19 protein-coding genes and 1 tRNA gene are annotated in these 19,803 nt (G+C 62.1%); 11 read left to right on the top strand and 9 right to left on the bottom strand.

Annotated elements, in window-relative coordinates; all coding sequences use genetic code 11:
- Positions 1-41 precede the first annotated feature (41 nt).
- Together R6258_RS14760 and R6258_RS14755 are read right to left on the bottom strand one after the other, a co-directional pair.
- Positions 42-479: an ATP-dependent zinc protease gene (locus R6258_RS14760; RefSeq protein WP_318452050.1), complete on the bottom strand. Its 438-nt coding sequence runs from the start codon at positions 477-479 to the stop codon at positions 42-44.
- Positions 480-520: 41 nt separating this feature from the next.
- A complete protein-coding gene (locus tag R6258_RS14755; RefSeq protein ID WP_318452047.1) occupies positions 521-1,546 on the bottom strand; it encodes a DUF3549 family protein in 1,026 nt (341 codons plus the stop codon).
- A 324-nt stretch (positions 1,547-1,870) separates the two neighbouring features.
- Here R6258_RS14755 and R6258_RS14750 point away from each other — a divergent pair, with 324 nt between their 5' ends.
- The 5 genes from R6258_RS14750 to R6258_RS14730 are packed head-to-tail and all read left to right on the top strand — an operon-like array spanning position 1,871 to position 4,959.
- The gene (locus R6258_RS14750; RefSeq protein ID WP_318452044.1) at positions 1,871-2,635 is read left to right on the top strand and encodes an amino acid ABC transporter substrate-binding protein; all 765 of its coding nucleotides are present in this window, start codon (positions 1,871-1,873) and stop codon (positions 2,633-2,635) included.
- 16 nt (positions 2,636-2,651) lie between these two features.
- Positions 2,652-3,326, top strand: a complete 675-nt coding sequence (locus tag R6258_RS14745) for an amino acid ABC transporter permease (protein WP_318452041.1) — start codon at positions 2,652-2,654, stop codon at positions 3,324-3,326.
- On the top strand, positions 3,323-4,078 hold the full coding sequence (locus R6258_RS14740) for an amino acid ABC transporter ATP-binding protein (protein ID WP_318452036.1): 756 nt from the start codon (positions 3,323-3,325) through the stop codon (positions 4,076-4,078). The genes R6258_RS14745 and R6258_RS14740 overlap by 4 nt, the downstream gene beginning before the upstream one ends.
- A gap of 51 nt (positions 4,079-4,129) precedes the next feature.
- Positions 4,130-4,456, top strand: coding sequence for a YqcC family protein (locus R6258_RS14735; protein ID WP_318452032.1), 327 nt, complete (start codon positions 4,130-4,132; stop codon positions 4,454-4,456).
- 2 nt (positions 4,457-4,458) lie between these two features.
- Positions 4,459-4,959, top strand: a complete 501-nt coding sequence (locus R6258_RS14730; RefSeq protein WP_318452028.1) for a gamma-glutamylcyclotransferase family protein — start codon at positions 4,459-4,461, stop codon at positions 4,957-4,959.
- A gap of 110 nt (positions 4,960-5,069) precedes the next feature.
- Here the strand turns inward: R6258_RS14730 and R6258_RS14725 are convergent, their stop codons facing one another.
- Positions 5,070-5,651 (bottom strand): OmpW/AlkL family protein, encoded by a 582-nt coding sequence (locus tag R6258_RS14725; RefSeq protein WP_318452026.1) that lies wholly within the window; start codon positions 5,649-5,651, stop codon positions 5,070-5,072.
- Positions 5,652-5,908: 257 nt separating this feature from the next.
- On the opposite strand from R6258_RS14725, the gene R6258_RS14720 reads away from it, so the two are divergent.
- On the top strand, positions 5,909-6,187 hold the full coding sequence (locus tag R6258_RS14720; RefSeq protein ID WP_318452025.1) for a hypothetical protein: 279 nt from the start codon (positions 5,909-5,911) through the stop codon (positions 6,185-6,187).
- 155 nt (positions 6,188-6,342) lie between these two features.
- Here the strand turns inward: R6258_RS14720 and putP are convergent, their stop codons facing one another.
- The 5 genes from putP to R6258_RS14695 form a co-directional block, all read right to left on the bottom strand.
- Positions 6,343-7,833 (bottom strand): sodium/proline symporter PutP, encoded by a 1,491-nt coding sequence (putP, locus tag R6258_RS14715; RefSeq protein WP_318452023.1) that lies wholly within the window; start codon positions 7,831-7,833, stop codon positions 6,343-6,345.
- A gap of 306 nt (positions 7,834-8,139) precedes the next feature.
- Positions 8,140-11,331 (bottom strand): bifunctional proline dehydrogenase/L-glutamate gamma-semialdehyde dehydrogenase PutA, encoded by a 3,192-nt coding sequence (gene putA, locus R6258_RS14710; protein WP_318452021.1) that lies wholly within the window; start codon positions 11,329-11,331, stop codon positions 8,140-8,142.
- Positions 11,332-11,564: 233 nt separating this feature from the next.
- Entirely contained in the window at positions 11,565-12,374 is an 810-nt protein-coding gene (locus R6258_RS14705; RefSeq protein ID WP_318452020.1) for an AraC family transcriptional regulator, read from the bottom strand.
- A gap of 121 nt (positions 12,375-12,495) precedes the next feature.
- Positions 12,496-12,867, bottom strand: a complete 372-nt coding sequence (locus R6258_RS14700) for a hypothetical protein (RefSeq protein WP_318452018.1) — start codon at positions 12,865-12,867, stop codon at positions 12,496-12,498.
- An 8-nt stretch (positions 12,868-12,875) separates the two neighbouring features.
- On the bottom strand, positions 12,876-13,865 hold the full coding sequence (locus R6258_RS14695; RefSeq protein WP_318452016.1) for a Bug family tripartite tricarboxylate transporter substrate binding protein: 990 nt from the start codon (positions 13,863-13,865) through the stop codon (positions 12,876-12,878).
- Positions 13,866-14,102: 237 nt separating this feature from the next.
- Here R6258_RS14695 and R6258_RS14690 point away from each other — a divergent pair, with 237 nt between their 5' ends.
- From R6258_RS14690 to R6258_RS14670, 5 genes are read left to right on the top strand one after another with little or no spacing between them, the layout of a single operon-like run.
- Complete coding sequence (locus tag R6258_RS14690) at positions 14,103-15,689, top strand: ABC transporter substrate-binding protein (RefSeq protein WP_318452014.1); 1,587 nt, start codon at positions 14,103-14,105, stop codon at positions 15,687-15,689.
- Between the two features lie 49 nt (positions 15,690-15,738).
- Positions 15,739-16,680: an ABC transporter permease gene (locus R6258_RS14685; RefSeq protein WP_318452012.1), complete on the top strand. Its 942-nt coding sequence runs from the start codon at positions 15,739-15,741 to the stop codon at positions 16,678-16,680.
- Positions 16,680-17,567 carry an ABC transporter permease gene (locus R6258_RS14680; RefSeq protein WP_318452010.1) on the top strand — a complete coding sequence of 296 codons (888 nt, stop codon included), beginning with the start codon at positions 16,680-16,682 and terminating at the stop codon, positions 17,565-17,567. Before R6258_RS14685 ends, R6258_RS14680 begins: the two co-directional genes overlap by 1 nt.
- Positions 17,564-18,691: an ABC transporter ATP-binding protein gene (locus R6258_RS14675; RefSeq protein WP_318452008.1), complete on the top strand. Its 1,128-nt coding sequence runs from the start codon at positions 17,564-17,566 to the stop codon at positions 18,689-18,691. The genes R6258_RS14680 and R6258_RS14675 overlap by 4 nt, the downstream gene beginning before the upstream one ends.
- The gene (locus R6258_RS14670; protein ID WP_318452006.1) at positions 18,688-19,710 is read left to right on the top strand and encodes an ABC transporter ATP-binding protein; all 1,023 of its coding nucleotides are present in this window, start codon (positions 18,688-18,690) and stop codon (positions 19,708-19,710) included. The genes R6258_RS14675 and R6258_RS14670 overlap by 4 nt, the downstream gene beginning before the upstream one ends.
- Positions 19,711-19,715: 5 nt before the next feature.
- Here the strand turns inward: R6258_RS14670 and R6258_RS14665 are convergent.
- A tRNA-Gly gene (locus tag R6258_RS14665) sits at positions 19,716-19,791 on the bottom strand.
- Between the last annotated feature and the right edge of the window lie 12 nt (positions 19,792-19,803).

Raw genomic sequence — 19,803 nt, 5'->3', positions numbered from 1 at the left:
CGGACGGGACGTAAGCGGTGTGAATAGCGTGACGCAGCAGCTCAGGGTTCGCCATGCAGAAAGGCCGTACCCGGCGCCACCAGCAGGCGGCGCATGGCGCGCCGCCCCAGCAACATGGGATGGCGCATGTTGCGGCGATCGCTCAGCGAAAGTTCGACGGGATAGTCGAGTTCGCCGAGCTGCATATGGGTGCGGATGATGTAACGCCATTCGGCATGGCCATTGGAACTGGTCACCTTGCGCCGGTCGTGCAGATGCATCCTGACCGGGTGCGCGGGACTCTCGACACCGCTGCCGCGCGTCACGAAGCTGACCCACAGATGGCCATGCTCCTCGAAGGTCTCTATGTCTTCGGCATGCAGGGACGAGGTGCGTGCCCCGGTATCGGCCTTGCAGCACAGGGTCAGGCCGATTTCCGGCAGGGTCACCATTTCGCGACGGCCGATCACCGCCTTCGCTTGGTAGGGCAATGCTTTCATCGGCGCTCCTTTCGGTCGATACAAGCGGATCGGCACAAGGCTCAGTGCGTGATTGGCCGTAGGCATTGGCCGACAGGCGATTCCGGAGATACCTGACGCAGGTACATCAATAACGGTAACCGCAGACGGGGTAGCAACGCCATATCGCGGACGACGGCGGTGAAGCCGGCAGGGCTATGACGGGCCAGGGCGTCGAGAAACAGCGGCAGTCGCTGGGCATGTTCAAGGTGCGCCCAGCCGCGTGCGGCGATCGCCGCGAGCAGATCCGGCCCACAGGCGGCGCGATCGGCGAGCAAGGCATCGTACCAGGGGCCGACGAGGGCGGTCTCGCCTTGACCGACGCTGCGTACGCAGGCACTGAACGTCTCGAGATCGCCCTCGTGCGCCGCCGCCTCGCCGCGGGCGATCAGCGCCTGGACCAGTTCTACGCTGGGCTCGACGTGCTCCAGGCAGTGGCTCAGCGGGCGTAGCACTTCGACCGGAAGGGCATGCAACCGGGCCGCCAGGCTGCCGGCTTGAGCGTGGTCGTGACGAACGCTGAAATCCGCCAGTCCCTGCAGGCCCAGCGCCGGCCATTGCCCGGTCTCGTCGACGGCGAGCAGGTAGCCCTCGGCGAGCTCGAAATGTTCGCTGGCGGGGCGCCCCATGTCGACACTGGCGCGGGCATGCAGCATGGCACGCTGAACGATATCGGGGGTAAAGGCCAGCGGATTGTCCTGCATCAGATTGTCGATGCGCTGGTCCTCGCCCTGCAGCCGATTGGCCGAACGTCCCAGCGTTTCCAGCAGGCGCTGCAGGAAGGCGTCGCGCGGTGCCGGGACGAGCAGGCCCTGCTCGTCCAGGGGCAGCGACAGGAACCAGATCAATGGATCGTCGGCATCGCCGAGGCGAAACACACAGGCCAATTGGGCCTGGCCTAGCCAGGGCAGCGGCCAGGGCCGGTCGCCTGATTCGAAAGCGGCAAGCGTCGCCTCGGAGCAGGCAACGACCCGGCGACCCAGGGCGTAAAAACGGGCCTGGGCGCCACTGCGGGCAAAGAATTCGCAAAGCGTGTGTATCGGTGGCATGGCGTCCTCACGGTTGAGCCGCGCACTGTAGCGTGTCGCCGTCGCCCTTTCTACCTCGATGATTCATCGAGCGGTCAGTTTTTGATCAATCCATGTCGCGCCAGGCGTCATGGGCGCAAGGCCGGTTTTTCCAGTGATTATCCACAGGCTCCTTCAGGAAAACTGTGTACCAAGACGCAGCCTGTTGAAGTGTACAAATAGTTAGTGCCTATTGGTCAAAGGCGGTTCGAGTCACTAAGCTATGTAACCAAATCGAATAAACGAGGCGCTCGTTTATTCTTATTCAGTAACCAAGCGGCGTTGAACAACCACTGGAGAGTCATCATGCGGCGATTGATAGCGACCCTGGCCTTGGGCACCCTTTTGACGGTTCCCCTGGGGGCTACGGCACAGGAAAAGGGCGGCGATAGCTTCAAGGTCGGCATGTCGGGCGGCTATTTCCCGTTCACCTTCGTCGAGCAGGACCAGCTCAAGGGGTTCGAAGTCGACGTCATGAACGCATTGGGCGAGCAGATGGGGGCGGATATCGAGTTCGTCACCGCCAACTTCTCGGGACTGTTCGGTATGCTCGAGTCGGGGCGTATCGACACCATCGCCAACCAGATCACCATCACCGACGAGCGTCAGGCCAAATACGCCTTCACCGAGCCCTACGTCTATGATGGCGCTCAGGTCGTGACCCGCAAGGGCAACGACACCATCGAAGGCGTCGAAGACCTGCGCGGCAAGACGGTGGCCGTCAACCTGGGTTCGAACTACGAACAGCTGTTGCGCGAATTGCCCTATGCCGACGAAATCGATATCCGTACCTACGAGAGCAATATCGAGCAGGATACCGCGCTGGGCCGGGTCGACGCCTTCGTCATGGACCGCGTGAGCGCCTCGCAGGTGATCAAGGAAAAGCCGCTGCCGCTGGAACTCGCCGGCAAGCCGTTCTCGGAAATCCGCAATGCACTACCGTTCCGCGATACCGAGCAGGGCCGCGCGCTGCGCGATCGTTTCGACAAGGCGCTGGAGACGCTGCGTGAGAATGGCACTCTGGAGAAGATCTCCCAGCGCTGGTTCGGTACCGACATCACCCAGCGTTAAGCGTCGGGCTAGTTGAATGAACGTACTGAATGTCGACTATATGCTGGGGCTGGTGCCGGTTCTGTTCGGCTACCTGCCGCTGACCCTGGAAATGGCTTCCGCTGGCATGGTCCTGGGGCTTGCCCTGGCCGCCGTGCTGGCGGTGGTGCGAGTGCTGCGCGTGCCCGGGCTCAACGCCGTGACGCTGCTGTTCATCTCGTTCTTTCGCGGTACGCCCCTGCTGGTGCAGCTGTTCCTGTTCTATTACGGCTTGCCGCAGCTGTTCAGCGCGCTGACCCAGATCAACGGCGTCACGGCGACGATCCTCGGCCTGACGCTGCATTTCTCGGCGTATATGGCGGAGTCGATTCGTGCCGCCATCGTCGGCGTCGACCGCAGTCAGACCGAGGCGGCATTATCGGTGGGCATGACCAATCTGCAGCTGATGCGGCGGATCGTGCTGCCGCAGGCCACGCGGGTCGCGGTTCCGACGTTGATGAACTATTTCATAGACATGATCAAGGCGACGTCGCTGGCCTTCACGCTCGGCGTCACCGAGTTGATGGGTGCCACCCAGAAGGAAGCTGCAGGAAGCTTCCTCTATTTCGAGGCATTCATCACCGTGGCGATATTCTACTGGGCGATCGTCGAATTGCTGGCCTGGTTGCAGCGGCGTATCGAAACCCGACTCAACAGGGCCTACCGGCGATGATCGAACTCAAGGGACTGACCAAGCGCTTCGGCGACAGCACGGTGCTCGATGGGATCGATCTGGTCATCGAGCGAGGCGAGATCATCGTCGTGATCGGCCCATCGGGGACCGGCAAGTCGACGCTGCTGCGCTGCGTGAATTTCTTGGAACGGCCCGAAGCCGGGCAGGTTACGGTCGGCGATCTGACGGTCGAGGCCACGCATGCACGCAAGCGGGAGATTCTCGAGCTGCGCCGGCGTACTGCCTTCGTCTTCCAGAACTATGCCCTGTTCGCCAACAAGACGGCGCTGGAGAACATCGCCGAGGGGCTGATCGTGGTCAACGGCTGGGCGAAGCCGCGTGCCTACCGGCGCGCTCGCGAGATCCTCGAGCGTATCGGTCTGGAGGACAAGGCGGACGCCTATCCCGCTTCGCTGTCCGGCGGTCAGCAGCAGCGCGTGGGCATAGGCCGGGCGATGGCCGCGCAGGCGGAGGTCATCCTGTTCGACGAGCCGACTTCCTCGCTGGATCCCGAGTGGGTCGAAGAGGTCCTGGGACTGATGAAGCAGCTCGCCGAGGAGCGTCAGACCATGCTGGTGGTGACCCATGAAATGGGTTTCGCCCGCGACGTCGCCGATCGGGTGATCTTCATGGACGGCGGACGAATCGTCGAGCAGGGCCCGCCCGCGGAATTGTTCTCCGCACCGCGTGACGAACGCACCCGCAACTTCCTGCGCAAAGTGCTGGCTGGCCAGTCGCTAGGCGAGCCTTGAGGCCGCCTGGCGGCCCGCGCGATAATGTCGCTTTGCAATGACGGAGGCGCAATGACCGCTCATCAGGAACTCGATCAGGCCCTCGGCGAACTCGAGTCGGCGCTGCGTAGCGTCGATCTTTGGAATACCGCGCGTCCCGATCCCGAGGCCTTCGACAGCGTCCAGCCATTCTGCGTCGACACCATGGACCTGGCGCAATGGCTGCGCTATGTCTTCATCGCGCGCCTGCAAGCGCTGATAGAGGCGCGGGCGCCGCTACCGTCTACCTGCGAGGTGGCCCCGGCCGCCGAGGCCTATATGCAGAACAGCAAGCCAAGCAATCGCGCGGTGGTGGTGGCGGCGGTCGCCGAAGTGGACCGTATCGTCACGGAGTCCTGAGCATGGCCTATTACTTTGCCTACGGCAGTAACATGAATATCGCCCGTGTGGCGGCACGCATCGGTGAGACGCGCAGGGTACGGCCGGGCGTGCTGGAAGATTACGCGCTGCGCTTCGACAAGACCTCGCTAGTGCCTGGAATCGCGCATGCCAATGTGGTTGCCGAGCCCGGGGCACGGGTCGAGGGGGCGCTGTTCGAGTTGCACTATCCCGAACAGATCGCACTCATGGACCCCTTCGAAGGGGTCCCCCAGGACTATTGTCGTCATGCCCGTGTCGTCGAGACCGCCGAAGGGCCGGTCGAAGCGTGGGTATATATCGCCGGGGTCGGAAAGACCCGTGAGTCGCTGCGTCCGGCGCGCGAGTACCTCGATCATCTGCTGGCCGGCAAGCCTTTTCTTTCCGAGAGCTACCACGCGCGTCTGAGCGAGGTCGATGCCGTCGAGGGCCTGGCAGATACGACCTTGACGATGCTGGGGCTATCACGACTGTCGCCGCGTTGATCCGGTTCGGCCGGCAGGGAATAGCGTTGAGCGCCGCGAGAAAAAGAGCAGACACAAAAAACGCCGGGCAAAAGCCCGGCGTCGTCGTTACGTGCTTGGCAAGCGTGGCCTTAGAAGCTCAGCGTCACGCCGCCGCCGACCATGACCGGATCGCTGTCCAATTCGCCACTGGCGCCGCCTGCGGTGTTGTAGTCCGCATCGACGTCGGCGTAGGACGCGAAGCCGTTGAACGACAGATAGTCGGTGACTACCAGGTCGATACCCACTTCGCCCTTGGGTGACCAGGTATTGTCGACGCTTAGGCCGCTGCTCTCACCCGAGAAGCGCGTGTAGTTGGCGCCCACGCCAGCATAGGGCTGGATACGTGAATCGAGGCCGCCGAGCGGGTAGTACTCGACCATCAGGTCGATTGGCTGGCTGTCGACTTCGCCGTTTACACCCTGACCGGACAGGTTATGTTCGAACTTGTCGCTGCCGCCCAAGGTTACACCGACCTTGTCCTGGATCATGTAGCCGACGCTGCCGACGAAGGCGCTGTCGTCGCTGACGTCGATGCCGTCGCCGGTTGCGTTGTTCTCGGCGACGCCACCGCGCAGCAGAATGTCGCCAGCTTCATAGGCAAGCGTTGCCTGTGAGGCAACGATCAGGCTGCCGGCGACGATAGAAGCGGAAAGCAGTTTCATCTTGGTCATGGGTGACTCCTTGCCATTAAGCGGATTGCAACATCCGTTGTCTGTTTTGCCCGGCGATTGCCGGTCTTATGAAACAGTGTTTTCAAACTGTGCTGACAGTATAGGAAACACTGTTCGCTTATGTCACGTAAAATTTTGTTATTAGACTAAAGCCGTACATAGCTTGCTACGATCGAGCGCCACGAAACGCGCACTTCATGGCGCTTATCACGGCGAGCCGCTTTACTGGAAGCAGGTCAACGATCAAGGAGCAAGCTATGCTCGCGGTAGGCTATCGGCAGGGAACCCGGCTAGTGGCGCTGGTGCTGGCCTCGGCAATGGCGCTGATGCTGCTGTTGCGTCCTGAAATCATCAGCGGCCTGACGCTTATCTGGCGCTTGCCGCTATGGCTACTCGGGGTGTGGGCGCTGGGTGCCGGCTTCGCCCACGGTGCAGGCCTCACCGTGCGTCCCGGCCCGGTGAGACGCTGGCTGGGACCGCCCTGGTGCTGGCTGGCGCTGGGGATGTTCGGGGTGCTGCTGCTGTTGCGGCTCTAGCGAGCAGCAATCAGTTGGATGAACCAGCAGTAGATAAAGTGCCGGCAAGAAAAGTGCCAATAATTCAGCTTGGCAACGGTGGAGGTCTTTACGCTTATACGATTAAAAAGGGCTCCATAGGGAGCCCTTTCACTACTTTGCGAGCTATTGAGCGTTTAGCGAGCGATGTGCTTATATTCACCCGCGTCGGCAGTAACACTGCTCACCCCCAGGATTGCAATGAAGGAGGCGATGAAACCGGGAATGATCTCGTATACACCCGGGCCACCCATGAACTCTGAGTTCCAGCCCAATGCAATCCAGATGATGACGGTGGCAGCACCCACCACCATGCCTGCGATGGCGCCAGCGCCGTTGGTACGCGACCACATCAGCGACAGGATGATCAGCGGGCCGAATGCCGCACCGAAGCCGGCCCAGGCGTTGCTGACCAGTGCCAGAACGTTGGACTCAGGGTCAGAGGCAATGACGGCTGCAACCAGGCCAACCAACACGACACAGACCCGGCCGACAGTCACGGATTCGCGTTCGCTTGCTTCTTTACGTAGAAACAAGCGATAGAAGTCTTCTGTAAGAGAAGACGAGGACACCAGAAGCTGGCTAGAGATGGTGCTCATGATCGCGGCCAGCAGAGCTGCATAGAGGAAGCCGGTAATGAACGGATTGAACAGCAGCTCGGCCAAAATGATGAAAATGGTTTCCGGATCTTCGACATTCAAGCCGTTACGTACCGCATAAGCTCGACCAAAGATACCCAGAGAGATGGCGCCGATGAGTGCAACACCCATCCAGGTCATGCCGATATTGCGCGCAGTCGGAACCTCTTTCAGGCTGCGAATCGCCATGAAGCGTACGATAATATGGGGCTGGCCAAAATAGCCAAGTCCCCAGGTGACCGCAGACAGCCAGCCGATAACGGTCAGTCCCTCCGTCCAGGACAGCAGCGTGGGGTCGACTTCACTTAGAGTCTGGGTCGCCTGGGCAAAACCGCCGCCACCTTCGCCAAAGAGCACGACCAGCGGCATAAGTATCAATGCCACTACCATGATGCATCCCTGTACGAAGTCGGTCATGCTTACTGCCAGGAAGCCGCCAACAACTGTATAGACCAGCACGACGCCCAGGGTAATGATGATACCGACCGCGTAATCGCTCATGCCCCCGACACTGATGATTCCCCCAAACGCGCTTTCAAAGAGCTTGCCGCCTGCAACCAGCCCGGATGCCGTATAAACCGCGAAGAATACGACAATGACAACGGCAGAGACGGTACGCAGGGACATGGCCTTGGTCGGGAAACGATTTGCCAGAAAGGACGGAATCGTCAGGGCATTCCCGTAGTGCACGGTTTGCTCACGGAGCCGGGGTGCAACAAGAACCCAGTTAACGAATGCCCCGACGAACAGGCCTATGCCAATCCACGCGGAGGCCAGGCCGGATACAAAGAGCGCCCCGGGAAGCCCCAGAAGCAACCACCCGCTCATGTCCGAAGCTCCGGCCGACAAGGCCGCTACTTTTGGGCTGAGGCCTCGCCCACCCAATACATAATCTTCAGATGAAGACGTCGATTTGCGCATTGCATAGACGCCGATGGCGATCATCAGCGCAAAATAAATGAATAGACTAATCCAAACACCAATGGCCATGAAACTTCTCCAGTTCATTAGCGCGGCTACCGTGCAGGACCCGGTAGTGGCGCGCATTGTTTTTGTAACTCTTTTCTATTCGTCGTGACTAGGCGATGGCGCCAATGCCGAGCGTCTCCACCCGGTAGGGCGCGAACGTAAAGTCGCAGGTCAGATTGTCTTCAGCCATGTTGAGTCGTCCTTCTGCGGTTGTATTGTTGTCACACGCCGAAAGGTCCTGCTTTTCTTCGGACGAATGGCAAGGCCTTTTCGTACGAGCCTGCCAAGCGAGTGGTAGCACTCGCTTGGCAGACTACTCAGTCCGGGCTACTCATCACCCAGCGCGAGTAGTGACGCGTTGCCGCCCAGGGCGGCGGTATTGATGGTCAGCGCTTTCTCGGTGGCGAAGCGCAACAGGTAGTTGGGTCCCCCGGCCTTGGGCCCGGTGCCCGAAAGGCCCTGCCCCCCGAAGGGCTGAACGCCGACGACGGCGCCAATGATATTACGGTTTACATAGACATTGCCCACACGAATTTTCTGCGCAATGGTCTTGGCAAACGATTCGTTGCGGCTATGCACGCCGAAGGTCAGTCCATATTGCTTGGCATTGATGGTCTCGATCACGCGATCGATCTCTTCGGCCTTGTAACGCACGATATGCAGGATCGGCCCGAATTGCTCGCGCTCCAGCGCCCCGATGCCATCGATCTCGAAGGCGGTGGGGGCGACGAAGTTGCCGTGGGCGGTTTGCGCCGGATCGAGCGATGTTTCGGCGATCAGCCGGCCTTCGTCCTTGAGTTGCTCGATATGCGCGAGCAGGCCCTGGCGCGCCTCATCGTCGATCACCGGGCCGACGTCGGTGCCCAGATCGCGGGGGTCGCCGACGCTGAGCTCGGCCATCGCCCCCGTGAGGATCTCGATCACACGATCGGCGACATCGTCCTGCAGATAGAGTACGCGCAGCGCGCTGCAGCGCTGGCCGGCACTCTGGAACGACGAGCGGATGACGTCGGCGACGACTTGTTCGGGCAGCGCGGTGGAGTCGACGATCATTGCGTTGAGGCCGCCGGTTTCGGCGATCAGCGTGGCCAGCGGAGCACCTTCGCGGGCGGCCAGCGAGCGGTTGATGATCTGCGCGGTGTCGGTGCCGCCGGTGAAGGCGATGCCGGTGATCCGAGGATCGGAGCTAAGCACGCTACCCACGGTAGGGCCATCGCCAGGCAATAGCTGGACGACGTCGCGCGGCATGCCGGCTTCGTGGAGCAGCTCGACGACCCGGTGAGCGACCAGCGAGGTCTGCTCGGCCGGCTTGGCGAGCACGCTGTTGCCAGCCACCGCGGCGGCGACCATCTGACCGCAGAAGATCGCTACCGGGAAGTTCCATGGGCTGATCGTCGCGAACACGCCCTTGCCGCTCATCATCAACTCGTTGGACTCACCGGTCGGTCCGGGCAGTTGGGTCGGCTCGGCGAACATTTCGCGGGCGCGGTTGGCGTAGTAGCGGCAGAAATCCACCGCTTCGCGGATCTCGTCGACGCCATCGGTCAGCAGTTTGCCGCCCTCGCGCGAGCACAGCGTCATCAGTTCGGCGAGATGCTCTTCCATCAGGTCGGCGAAGCGTTCGAGGATCTGCGCACGCTCCTCGACCGGGGTGGCGTCCCACCGCGGGAAGGCCTGCCAGGCGACTTCCACGGCCCGTTCGGCCTGTTCGCGGGTCGTCCACTGAACGCTGCCCACGAGTTGACGCGTATCGTAGGGATTCCTGACTTCCTGGCGCTGCTCGGGGGCGTCGTCGATCTCGAAACCCAGCAACGGCTTGACGTGGTGCTCCTGATCCATGAATTGCGCCATGGCGTCGACGAGCGGCTGATACTGGCTGCGAATGTTCAAGTTGACGCCCTTTGAGTTCTTGCGATGAGCACCGTAGATGTCGCGCGGCAGCGGAATCTGGGGATTGGCGTAGTATTCGTACTGGCCGAGCGTCTCGACCGGGTGTACGCACAGCGACTCGACCGGCACTCGCGGGTCGACCAGCTGATGAACAAACGACGAGTTGGCGCCGTTCTCGAGCAACCGGCGTACCAGGTAGGGCAGCAGGTCCTTGTGGGCCCCGACCGGCGCGTAGATGCGACAGTAGGTGCCCTCGGGCGCGCGCTTGAGGGCGGCGTCGTAAAGCGCCTCGCCCATGCCATGCAGGCGCTGGAATTCGAACGGCCGGTCGGTGGCGTTGGCCAGTTCGAGGATGGTGCTGATGGTATGTGCGTTGTGCGTGGCGAACTGCGGGAAGATCCGCCCGCGCGTGTTATCCGAAAGCAGGAAGTGCACGCAGACCAGGTAGGCGACGTCGGTATTCGCCTTGCGGGTGAACACCGGGTAGCCGTCGACACCGAGCTGCTGGGACTCCTTGACCTCGGTGTCCCAGTAGGCGCCCTTGACCAGACGCAGCGGGATCTCGTCGCCCTGCTGGTCGGCGAGGCGGTTGATGTAATGCAGCACCGGCAGGGCACGCTTGGCGTAGGCCTGGACGACCAGCCCGAAGTGACCCCAGCCGCGGCACTCCTCGCTCTCGTAGACGGCGCGGAAGACTTCCAGCGAAAGCTCCAGGCGGTCGACTTCCTCGGCGTCGATGGTGATCGCCACATGGCGCTCGCGGGCCATGGCGACGAGCTGCTTAACGCTGTCGACCAGCTCGACCAGGATCTGCTGGCGGTGGCCGAACTCGTAGCGCGGATGCAGCGCGGAAAGCTTGATCGAGATCGACGGGGCAGGGGTCTTGTCGCTGAGCTTGCGGCTCACCTCGCCGACGCGCTTGATGGCATTGGCATAATCGTCGAAGTAGCGCCCGGCATCCTTGCGGGTGCGCGCGGCCTCGCCAAGCATGTCGTAGGAGTAGGTATAACCCTTGTCGAACAGCGGCTGCGAGCGCTTCAGAGCCTCGTCGACGGTGCGCCCGAGCACGAACTGACGGCCCATGATCTTCATCGCCTGGTACATGGCGCTGCGGATCACCGGCTCGCCCATGCGATTGACCAGCTTGTTGATGAAGTTGGCCGGCTTGCCGTCGCGCGGCTTGTCGAGCTGGATGACACGGCCGGTCATCAGCAGGCCCCAGGTCGAGGCGTTGACGAACCACGATTCGCTCTGGCCGACATAGGACTTCCAGTCGGCGGGACCCAGCTTGTCCTCGATCAGCGCATCGGCGGTGGCCTTGTCGGGAATGCGCAGCATGGCCTCGGCGAGGCACATCAGCATCAGCCCTTCGTGGGTATCGAGGCTGTACTGCTGCAGCAGTTCATCGATGGAGTCCACGGCGGTATCCATCTCGCGAACTTCGCGCACCAGCTCGGCGGTCTTGTCGCTGATCCTGACAAAGTCATTCTCGTCGGCCTGCAGAACGGCGACCAGCTCGGCCATGTAGACGTTCTCGTCGACGGTATAGTGCTCGCTCAGGCGCGTGAGCAAGGTATCCAGATCCTGTTGCCAGGTCTGGCTGTCCAGCATGGTCTTGGCATTGAGCATGTGAAGACCCCATTAATGGCGATGTGACTCGGACGCTGATGTGGCCCTCTTCCGTGAAGGCACACGAACGCCGAAGCCCCGGCGTGAACAGCGGGGCCCGAGAGGAAACCCAGTATGTCCTGAATTTAGGGTGGGAGAAGACGCCGCGTCTTGCCAATTTCGCGGTGACTTTTGTTAAAAGCCCGGAAATTGAGCGGTTGAGGTCGAACCGGGTCCCGCCGGATCGGAGCAGATCAGCTATTCGGTGAAAGTGCCAGGCGGCGAGGCAGGCCGCCCAGTGCCTCGTGCGCCAGCGATGGGCGGCGACGCAGTTGTCCGGGGGGATGGCCGTAAACGCGACGAAAGGCGTGGGAGAGCGCACTCTGACTGGCGAAGCCGGTCCGTGCGGCAATCTCGCTGAGCGGCAGCGGCGAATCGGCGAGCAACTGCCGGGCGGCCGCCAGACGCTGGCGCAACAAGTATTGATAGGGCGTTACCCCGGTCTGCTCGCGAAACAGCTCGCTGAAATGCGCGGCGCTCAGACAGGCATGACGGGCAAGATCGGTGACGGTCAGGCGGCGCTGGATATTCTGCCCGATGTAGGCGTCGATGGCCGGCAGGTCGATGCGTCGGGTGCGCTGAGAGGCGCCGTCCGGCATGCGCGCATTGAGGCAGCCGAGGAACGTCGCGGCGAGCAGGTCGCCGGGTGCCGGCTGTGGCTGGGTGAGCTCGCGGACCAGAAAGCGCAGGTAGACGCGTAGCGGCGCATCGAGCGCGAAGAAGCGTGGCGCATCGAACAGCCGGGCGTGCGCGCGATGGCTACCGGTCAATGCCGGCGCATCGTCGGGCAGGTCGAAGATCAGCTGGCGGTTGGTGCCAATACCCTCGTAATAGTGCAGGTAGTTGGCGGGGACGATGCAGCCTGACAGTGCGGCGATGCGTCCGCCGAGCCCCTCGATCTCGAAGTCGGCATGGCCGTCGAGACCGATCACGATCTGATGGAAATCGTGAGCATGATGCTTGATGGTATTGTCGAGCGGCGTGAGACGGATGGCGCTGGACATGTCGTTACCTCGTGACGCCAATGCAAGCCATTGTATGTCGTCACCGGCGACATGACGATAGTGGCCGGCGTTTTATGCCTGTCTACCTACCGACTCGATGCCGGCCACCTTCGACTGGCAGCTAGAATTCGCGCTGGCCCGCCTTGAGCGCCATGTGGGCGGCGAGATGGTCGCGCAGCATGGTCAGTTCCTCGCGCCCGGCACGCGACAGCAGCGAACCGCCGGCCGCTGCCTGCGAGAGTCGGCCATGTTCGTCCATGATCAGCATAGCGCTGCGCCGTACGCTTTCGAGATATTCGTCGTGACGAACCGGGTAGCCGACGACCGTATGCCATTCGTTCGCCGAGGCTTCGCCACTGAGCACGCGGTCGAACAGCCGCAGCAGATGCTGCGGCTCGGTGCGATAGCGGGGTGTACGGGACAGCATCATCATCGTGATCGTGCCGCCGATGACGACCATCGAAACGACGAATATCAATAGAAAGAGCGTCATGGTCGGCGTTACTTGACCAGGCCGAGCGAGTCGGACATGGCACGAATATCCTGCACCTGCTGATGGGCGAAGCGCTCCATGGCCTCGCCGCTCTTGTGAAAGGGCAATAGCCCATTGCGTTGCATGACCTCCTTCCATTCGTCGGAGGCGTACAGTCTATCGAGACGCTCGACCCACCATTGATAGGCCTCGTCGGAGACGCCGCCGGGCAGGTAGAAGCCGCGCCAGTTGGGAGCGACGACATCGATGCCCTGTTCGCGTGCGGTGGGAATGTCGGCGAGCTTGCCGGGCAGGCGCTCCTCGGCGAACACCGCGAGCAGGCGAAGATCGCCGCTCTCGACGAAACTCAACGCTTCTGTGAGGTCGCCGGTGAAGGCGTCGAGATGACCGCCCAGCAATTGGGTGATCGCCACCGAGCCGGAATCGTAGGCCAGATACTTGATGTCGCGCAGCTGCTCGACGCCGGCCTGGCGTGCCGCCATCAGCACCTTGAGATGGTCGAAGCCGCCGGCCACGTCGCCGCCTGAGAAACTGACCTGGCCGGGATCTTCGCGCAGCGCATCGAGCAGATCACCTAGGTCCTGATAGGGCGAGTCCTGAGGTACCGCGATGATCCCATAGTCGGCACCCAGTGCGGCCGCCCAGCGCACGTCATCGACGTTGCCCTCGGCATAACGGCGCTGGGCCAGTCGGGTCGTGGTGGCGGTCGAGGCGGCAACGATCAGCGATTCATCACCCGGGCGCTTGGCGCGTACATGGCTGAAAGCCACGCCGCCGCTCGCCCCCGGCACGTTGGTCGTCTGCATGCCGGCGGGGATCAGATCCAGCTCCTGTAGCGTGCGTGCCACGCTGCGGCAGGTGAAGTCCCAGCCGCCGCCGGGCTGCGCCGGCGCGATGCAGTCGGTCTTGCCTGCGGGCACGGCGTATACCGAAGCGCTGAGGATCGACAGCAAGGGCAGGGCGGTCGTCAGCGCCAGCGTGCGAAAGGTGTTTTTCATGTCTTGTGCCTTTTCAGCATCGTGAAGGTATGTCCAGCGGCAAGTAGCCTAACGGATTACTTCCCGCGCGTTAATCACGCACGGCGATGGTGTACGAAACCGGAGCACGGCATCGGCGGTTGCAAGTTGACACTGTAGTGCTACAGGTTAGTTATGCTTCGCTGCATGGTTATACAAAAACGAATTCATGCAGTCGAGGCGTTATGTATACAAGTTATAATTACAAGGATAGTGACCATGAAGTCCAAAAAGGGATTATCGCTCGATCGCCGCCGGTTTCTGCAGTCAAGCATCGCAACTGCGGCGGGTGTCATGGCCTATGGTTCGTCGCTTTCCCAATTGATATGGGCGGCCGAAGGTAAAGTCCTCAGGGTCCGCTCCTATGCCGACATCAACAAACTCGATCCCGGCTTCTACCAGAATGCTTATAACGTCGATGTAATGAACTGCATCTATTCGAAGCTATTGAACTACAAGCCCGGCACTGACTGGGCGACCGAATTGCAGGCGGCGGAATCGGTGGAGCAGCTGGATCCGACCCATATTCGCTTCAAGCTGCGGCCGGGCATCATGTTTACCGGCGGTTATGGCGAGATGACCGCCGAAGACGTCAAGTTCTCGTTTGAACGGGTGATCGAGCAGAACTCCCCCATGCAAGACGACTGGGGGCCGCTGGATCATGTCGAAGTCGAAGACAAGTACACCGGCGTCATCGTACTGAGCAAGCCGTTCGTGCCGATCTGGAACGTGAGCTTGCCCTATGGGGTTGGCCACATCGTTTCGAAGCAAGCGGTCCTGGAGGCGACGAAGGATGGTGGTGATTTCGGCATGAAGCCGCCGTGCTTTTCGGGACCCTATGTATTGGCCGAATGGCGGCCCAACCAGGCGGTCATCCTCAAGCGTAATCCGCAGTGGAGCGGGCCGAAGCCAGGCTTCGACGAGATCCATATCCTGCCGATCGATGACCCCAAGACGGCGGAAACCGCCTATCGGGCCGGCGATATCGATTTCACCCACGTCAGCCTCTCCTCGCTGAAGGAGCTGAAGAGCGATACCCCGCCGGACACCGTCGTCGAGGATCGCCCTTCGCTGTATTACATCTATGTCGGCATGAACATGGAGCATCCCAAGCTTCAGGACATCAACGTGCGACGTGCGGTGCAGTGGGCGATAAACGTGCCGCAACTGCTCGAGGTGGGCTACTTCGGCCAGGCGGAAGTTGCCACGGGGATGGTGGCGCCTGGGTTGGTCGGCCATCGCGAAAAGGCGTTGGTGCCGCCCGAAGGGGACCTCGACAAGGCCCGGCAATTCCTTCAGCAGGCGGGCGCCGAAGGACTGACGCTGCGAATCGATGTCCTCAACGAGTCCAAGTTCACCACCATGGCCCAGATGATCCAGGCCCAGTTGGGTCAGATCGGCATTACCCTCGAGGTCGACGTGCACGATCCCGGCTCGTTCTGGACCATCGGCATGGAATCCGAAGGTGAGCGCTGGAAGGATATGCAGCTGATCCTGCAGCGTTTCTCGATGGTGCCCGATCCGTTCTATGCCACCACCTTCTTTACCTGCGAGCAGGTAGGCAACTGGAACTGGGAGCGTTTCTGCAATGAGCGCTTCGACAAGCTCAATGCCCAAGCCATGACGGTACAGGACGAGCAGAAGCGCACGGAAATGTACCAGGAGATGCAGGACATCATGGAGGACTCGGGAGGCTATCGTTTCCTGACCCACGAAGCCTCGCCCTTCATCTACCGGGAATCGGTGATGACGCCGGGGACCCGCCCCGACGGAAGACCGCTATACCGGTACTTCGAACCCGCATGATTCCGGGGGCGCCCGTTGACGCCCCGTTACGGCATTCGAGGTTTCATCCATGCTGCTCTATCTCACCAAGCGGCTACTGTTGGCTGTTGCCATCGTGGTCCTCGCCGTCACGCTACTGTTCGTCATGATTCACTCGGTGCCGGGGGATCCCGCATCCGTGGTGCTAGGGCCGCGTGCCACCCCTGAGCAGAAGGCGCTGATTCATGAAAAGATGGGGCTCGATGAGCCCTTGCCCATGCAGATCGCGCTCTTCTTTGGCGATGCGGCACAAGGGAACATGGGCACCGATGTCTTTACCCAGCGCCCGGTCCGCGACATCGTCTTCGGTGAGTTGCCGTATACGATCGTGCTCATTTTGACTTCGATCACCTGGGCATCGTTGGTCGGGATTCCACTCGGCTGCTATTCGGCGGTTCGACGAAACTCGTTCGTCGACAAGATCATCGGGGTGCTCTCGGTCAGCATGATCGCCATCCCTTCCTTCGTCATGGCGGTATATGCGCTGCTGATCTTTGCCGTGTTGCTCGGCTGGCTGCCGGCCATCGGCTCGGGGAACGGGGGCTTCTGGGATGGCGTCCAGCACCTGATCCTTCCGGCATTCGCCGTGGGGGTGGGCTGGGTCGGCTATATCTCCCGAATCGTCAGGGCATCGATGCTGGAAGTGCTCGGCGAGAGCCATGTACGCATGGCGCGCTCCTTTGGCCTGCCGGAGCGACGCATCATCGTCCGCTATGCCCTGCGGCTGGCGATCCTGCCCACCGTGACGGTGCTGGGGGTCGGAATGGCCCATTTGCTGTCGGCGGCGGTGTTCGCCGAAGTGGTCTTTGCCCGGCCCGGGCTGGGGGCGCTGATAGTGCATGCCGTCGATACGCGTAACTACCCCGTCGTCATGGGTACGGTGCTGGTGACCACGGCCCTGTTCGTGATCTCCACGACCCTGGCCGATCTGGTCAATGCCGTGCTCGATCCCCGGGTAAGGGAGGGCCTCTGATGACAGCCATTAGCGCTAGTGACGCCAGGCTGATTCGGGGCAATAGCGCCTGGGCCGAACATTGGGGCCAGCTCCGCAAGAACCGGCTGGGCCTGTTCGGGCTCTTTCTGGTGATCGTGATGGTGAGCAGCGCACTGCTGGCGAACTTCATCGTCCCCTTCGACCCCACCCAGATCATGGTCGGCCCGCGCCTTGGGCCGCCCTCGTGGGCGCATCCGCTGGGTACCGACCAGCTCGGACGGGACATACTTTCGCGCGTGATCATGGGCGGGCGGGTCGCGTTGATCGTGGCCCTGACCTCCCTCGCCGCCGCACTTTCGCTGGGGCTCGTGCTGGGGCTGGTAGCGGGCTTCGGGCCGCGCTGGCTGGACAATGGCCTGCTGCTGGCCCTCGATTCGGTGCGAGCCTTTCCGGTCATCATCTTCGCCCTGGCCGTGGTGACGTTGCTGGGCCCCAGCCTGCTCACGGTGGTCTTCGTCGTGGCCGTGACCTCGATTCCCGTATACGCACGCGTCGTGCGCACCCAGACGCAGTCGCTGCGCGACCACGAGTACATACTGGCCGAGCGGGCGATGGGCGCAGGTACCGGGCGCATCCTGGGGGTGCATATCCTGCCCAACGTGATCGGGCCGTTGCTGATCCTGGTCAGCATGGACGTCCCTCTGGTGATCACCCTCGAAGCGGGGCTCAGCTTTCTGGGCATGGGGGTGCGCCCGCCGACGCCATCCTGGGGCACGATACTCAACGATGGCTACAGCTACATCCAGAACTCGCCCTGGCCGGTCATTGCAGGAGGCATACCGATCATCCTGACCACGCTGGGCTTCACCTTCCTGGGTGAGGCGCTACGGGACATCTTCGATCCCAAGCTGAGGAGGGACGTATGAGCCAGGCTGCCACGACTCGGGGCGTGCCGGGAGCGGCGTTGGGGACCTTGCTCGAGGTGCGTTCGCTGTCCCTGGACTTCACGAGCCCCAAAGGGCGCATCCATGCGCTGCGCGATATTTCGGTAGCGGTTCCCAAGGGACGGATCGTCGGTGTGGTGGGGGAGAGCGGTAGCGGCAAATCCACCCTGGCGTACGCCATCATCCGGCTGCTGGCCGAGAACGCGATCATCACCCGGGGCGAGGTGCTGCTGGAGGGAGACGACCTGCTGCGACTCTCTCCGCGCCAGATGCGCGACGTTCGCGGGCGGCGCATGTCGATGATCTTCCAGGACCCCATGACCTCGCTGAATCGCGTGCTGTCCGTGGACGACCACATGATCGATATCCAGTATCGCGACAGCGTCTCGAAGGCGGAAAAGCGGCGCCGGGCGATCAAGGCGCTGGGCCATGTCGGCATTCCCGATCCCGAGAGCCGCATTCGCAACTATCCTCACCAGTTCTCCGGCGGCATGCGCCAGCGTATCTGCATCGCCATGGCGATGCTGGTCGAGCCGGACCTGATCCTGGCCGATGAGCCGACGACGGCGCTGGACGCAACCATGGAAGTGCAGATCATCAATCTGCTCAAGCGTCTGCAGTCGGAGTTGGGTTGCTCGATCCTGTTCGTTTCGCATCATCTGGGCACGGTGGCGGAGCTCTGCGACGACGTCGTGGTGATGTACGCCGGCGAAGTGGTCGAACGAGGCAGCGTGCGCGACATCTTTCATCAGCCGGGCCACCCCTATACCCAGGCACTGCTGGAATGCGACCCGGGCAGGATTCGGGAGCGGACCCGCCGCCTGCCGACGATTCCCGGCAACGTGCCCAGCCTGCTCGCCGGCGAGGTGCCCGGCGGTTGCATCTTCAAGGATCGCTGTCCCTACGTTTTCGACCGCTGCCAGCTTGAGCGGCCGCCGCACTATACCGTCGTCGCGGGCGTCGACGAGGGCAGGGCCGATGGAGACGACACGCTTGCCGCGCATACGGCACGCTGTCATCTACGCGACCCGGGCGAAGCCAGTCGCGATCGAGAGAGCCGTGATATTCGACAGGCTCGAGACAAGGCAGCGGGAGGACATCCATGAGTGTCTTGCTAGAAGTGGAGGATCTCAAGGTCCGCTTTCGCAGCATGGGAATGGTCCGCGCCCTGGCGACACGTACGTCCGATCCCTTCCTCGATGCGGTGTGTAACGTTTCCTTTCAGGTGCGGCCCGGCGAGACGCTCGGCCTGGTGGGCGAGAGCGGCTCGGGCAAGTCGACCATCGCACGGGCCCTGATGGGGCTCAATCCGGTCCACTCCGGCTCCATTCGCTTCGCTGGCAACGAGCTGACCGGTCTGTCGCAGCGGGCTTACAAGCCGTATCGCCGTGACATGGCGATGATGTTTCAGGATCCGGTCGGTTCGCTGTCACCCCGGTTGACCGTCCGCTCGCTGATTACCGAACCGTTCAAGATGCATGGAATGCGCGACCGGGATAGGGATGCCGAGGCCAAGCGACTTCTCGAGATGGTCGGGCTTGGCACCGATTTCGCCCAGCGCTTCCCGCATCAGCTCTCGGGTGGTCAGGCGCGACGAATCGGCGTGGCCCGTGCGCTCGCGCTCGATCCCAAGCTGATCATCGCCGATGAACCGACGGCCGGGCTCGATGTCTCGGTGCAGGGCGAAGTGATGAACCTGCTGGCACGCCTGCAGGAAGAGCTGGGCATCGCCATGCTGATCATCACCCACAACCTCAACGTGGTTCGCCATATCTCCGATCACATGGCGGTCATGTACCTGGGGCGTTTCGTTGAGCAAGGCCCGACCGAGGAGGTGTTTTACCGGCCGCGTCATCCCTACACCGAGGTGCTGCTCTCGGCGAACCCGGAGCCCGACCCCGATGCCAGGATCCAGCGGGTCGAGGCCAGGGGCGATGTGCCCAGTCTGGTGAACCGCCCGCCGGCCTGCGAGTTTCACACCCGCTGCCCGAGGGCACGGCAGGTCTGCAGTCAGATCGATCCTGGCGTTTCCAGTGCCGGCGAAGGGCATGTCTATCGCTGCCACTTCCCGCTGAACAGCGAGCATGACGCAAGCAAGGAGGGGGGCGTTCGACAGGAAAGGTGAAATACTGGAGCGGGCAAAGGGATTCGAACCCTCGACCCTCAGCTTGGGAAGCTGATGCTCTACCAACTGAGCTATACCCGCTCGGCGCCTCGA

The sequence above is a fragment of the Halomonas sp. HP20-15 genome, assembly GCF_033446685.1.
Taxonomy (GTDB): domain Bacteria; phylum Pseudomonadota; class Gammaproteobacteria; order Pseudomonadales; family Halomonadaceae; genus Modicisalibacter.
This window is presented reverse-complemented; position numbering and strand designations above follow the sequence as displayed.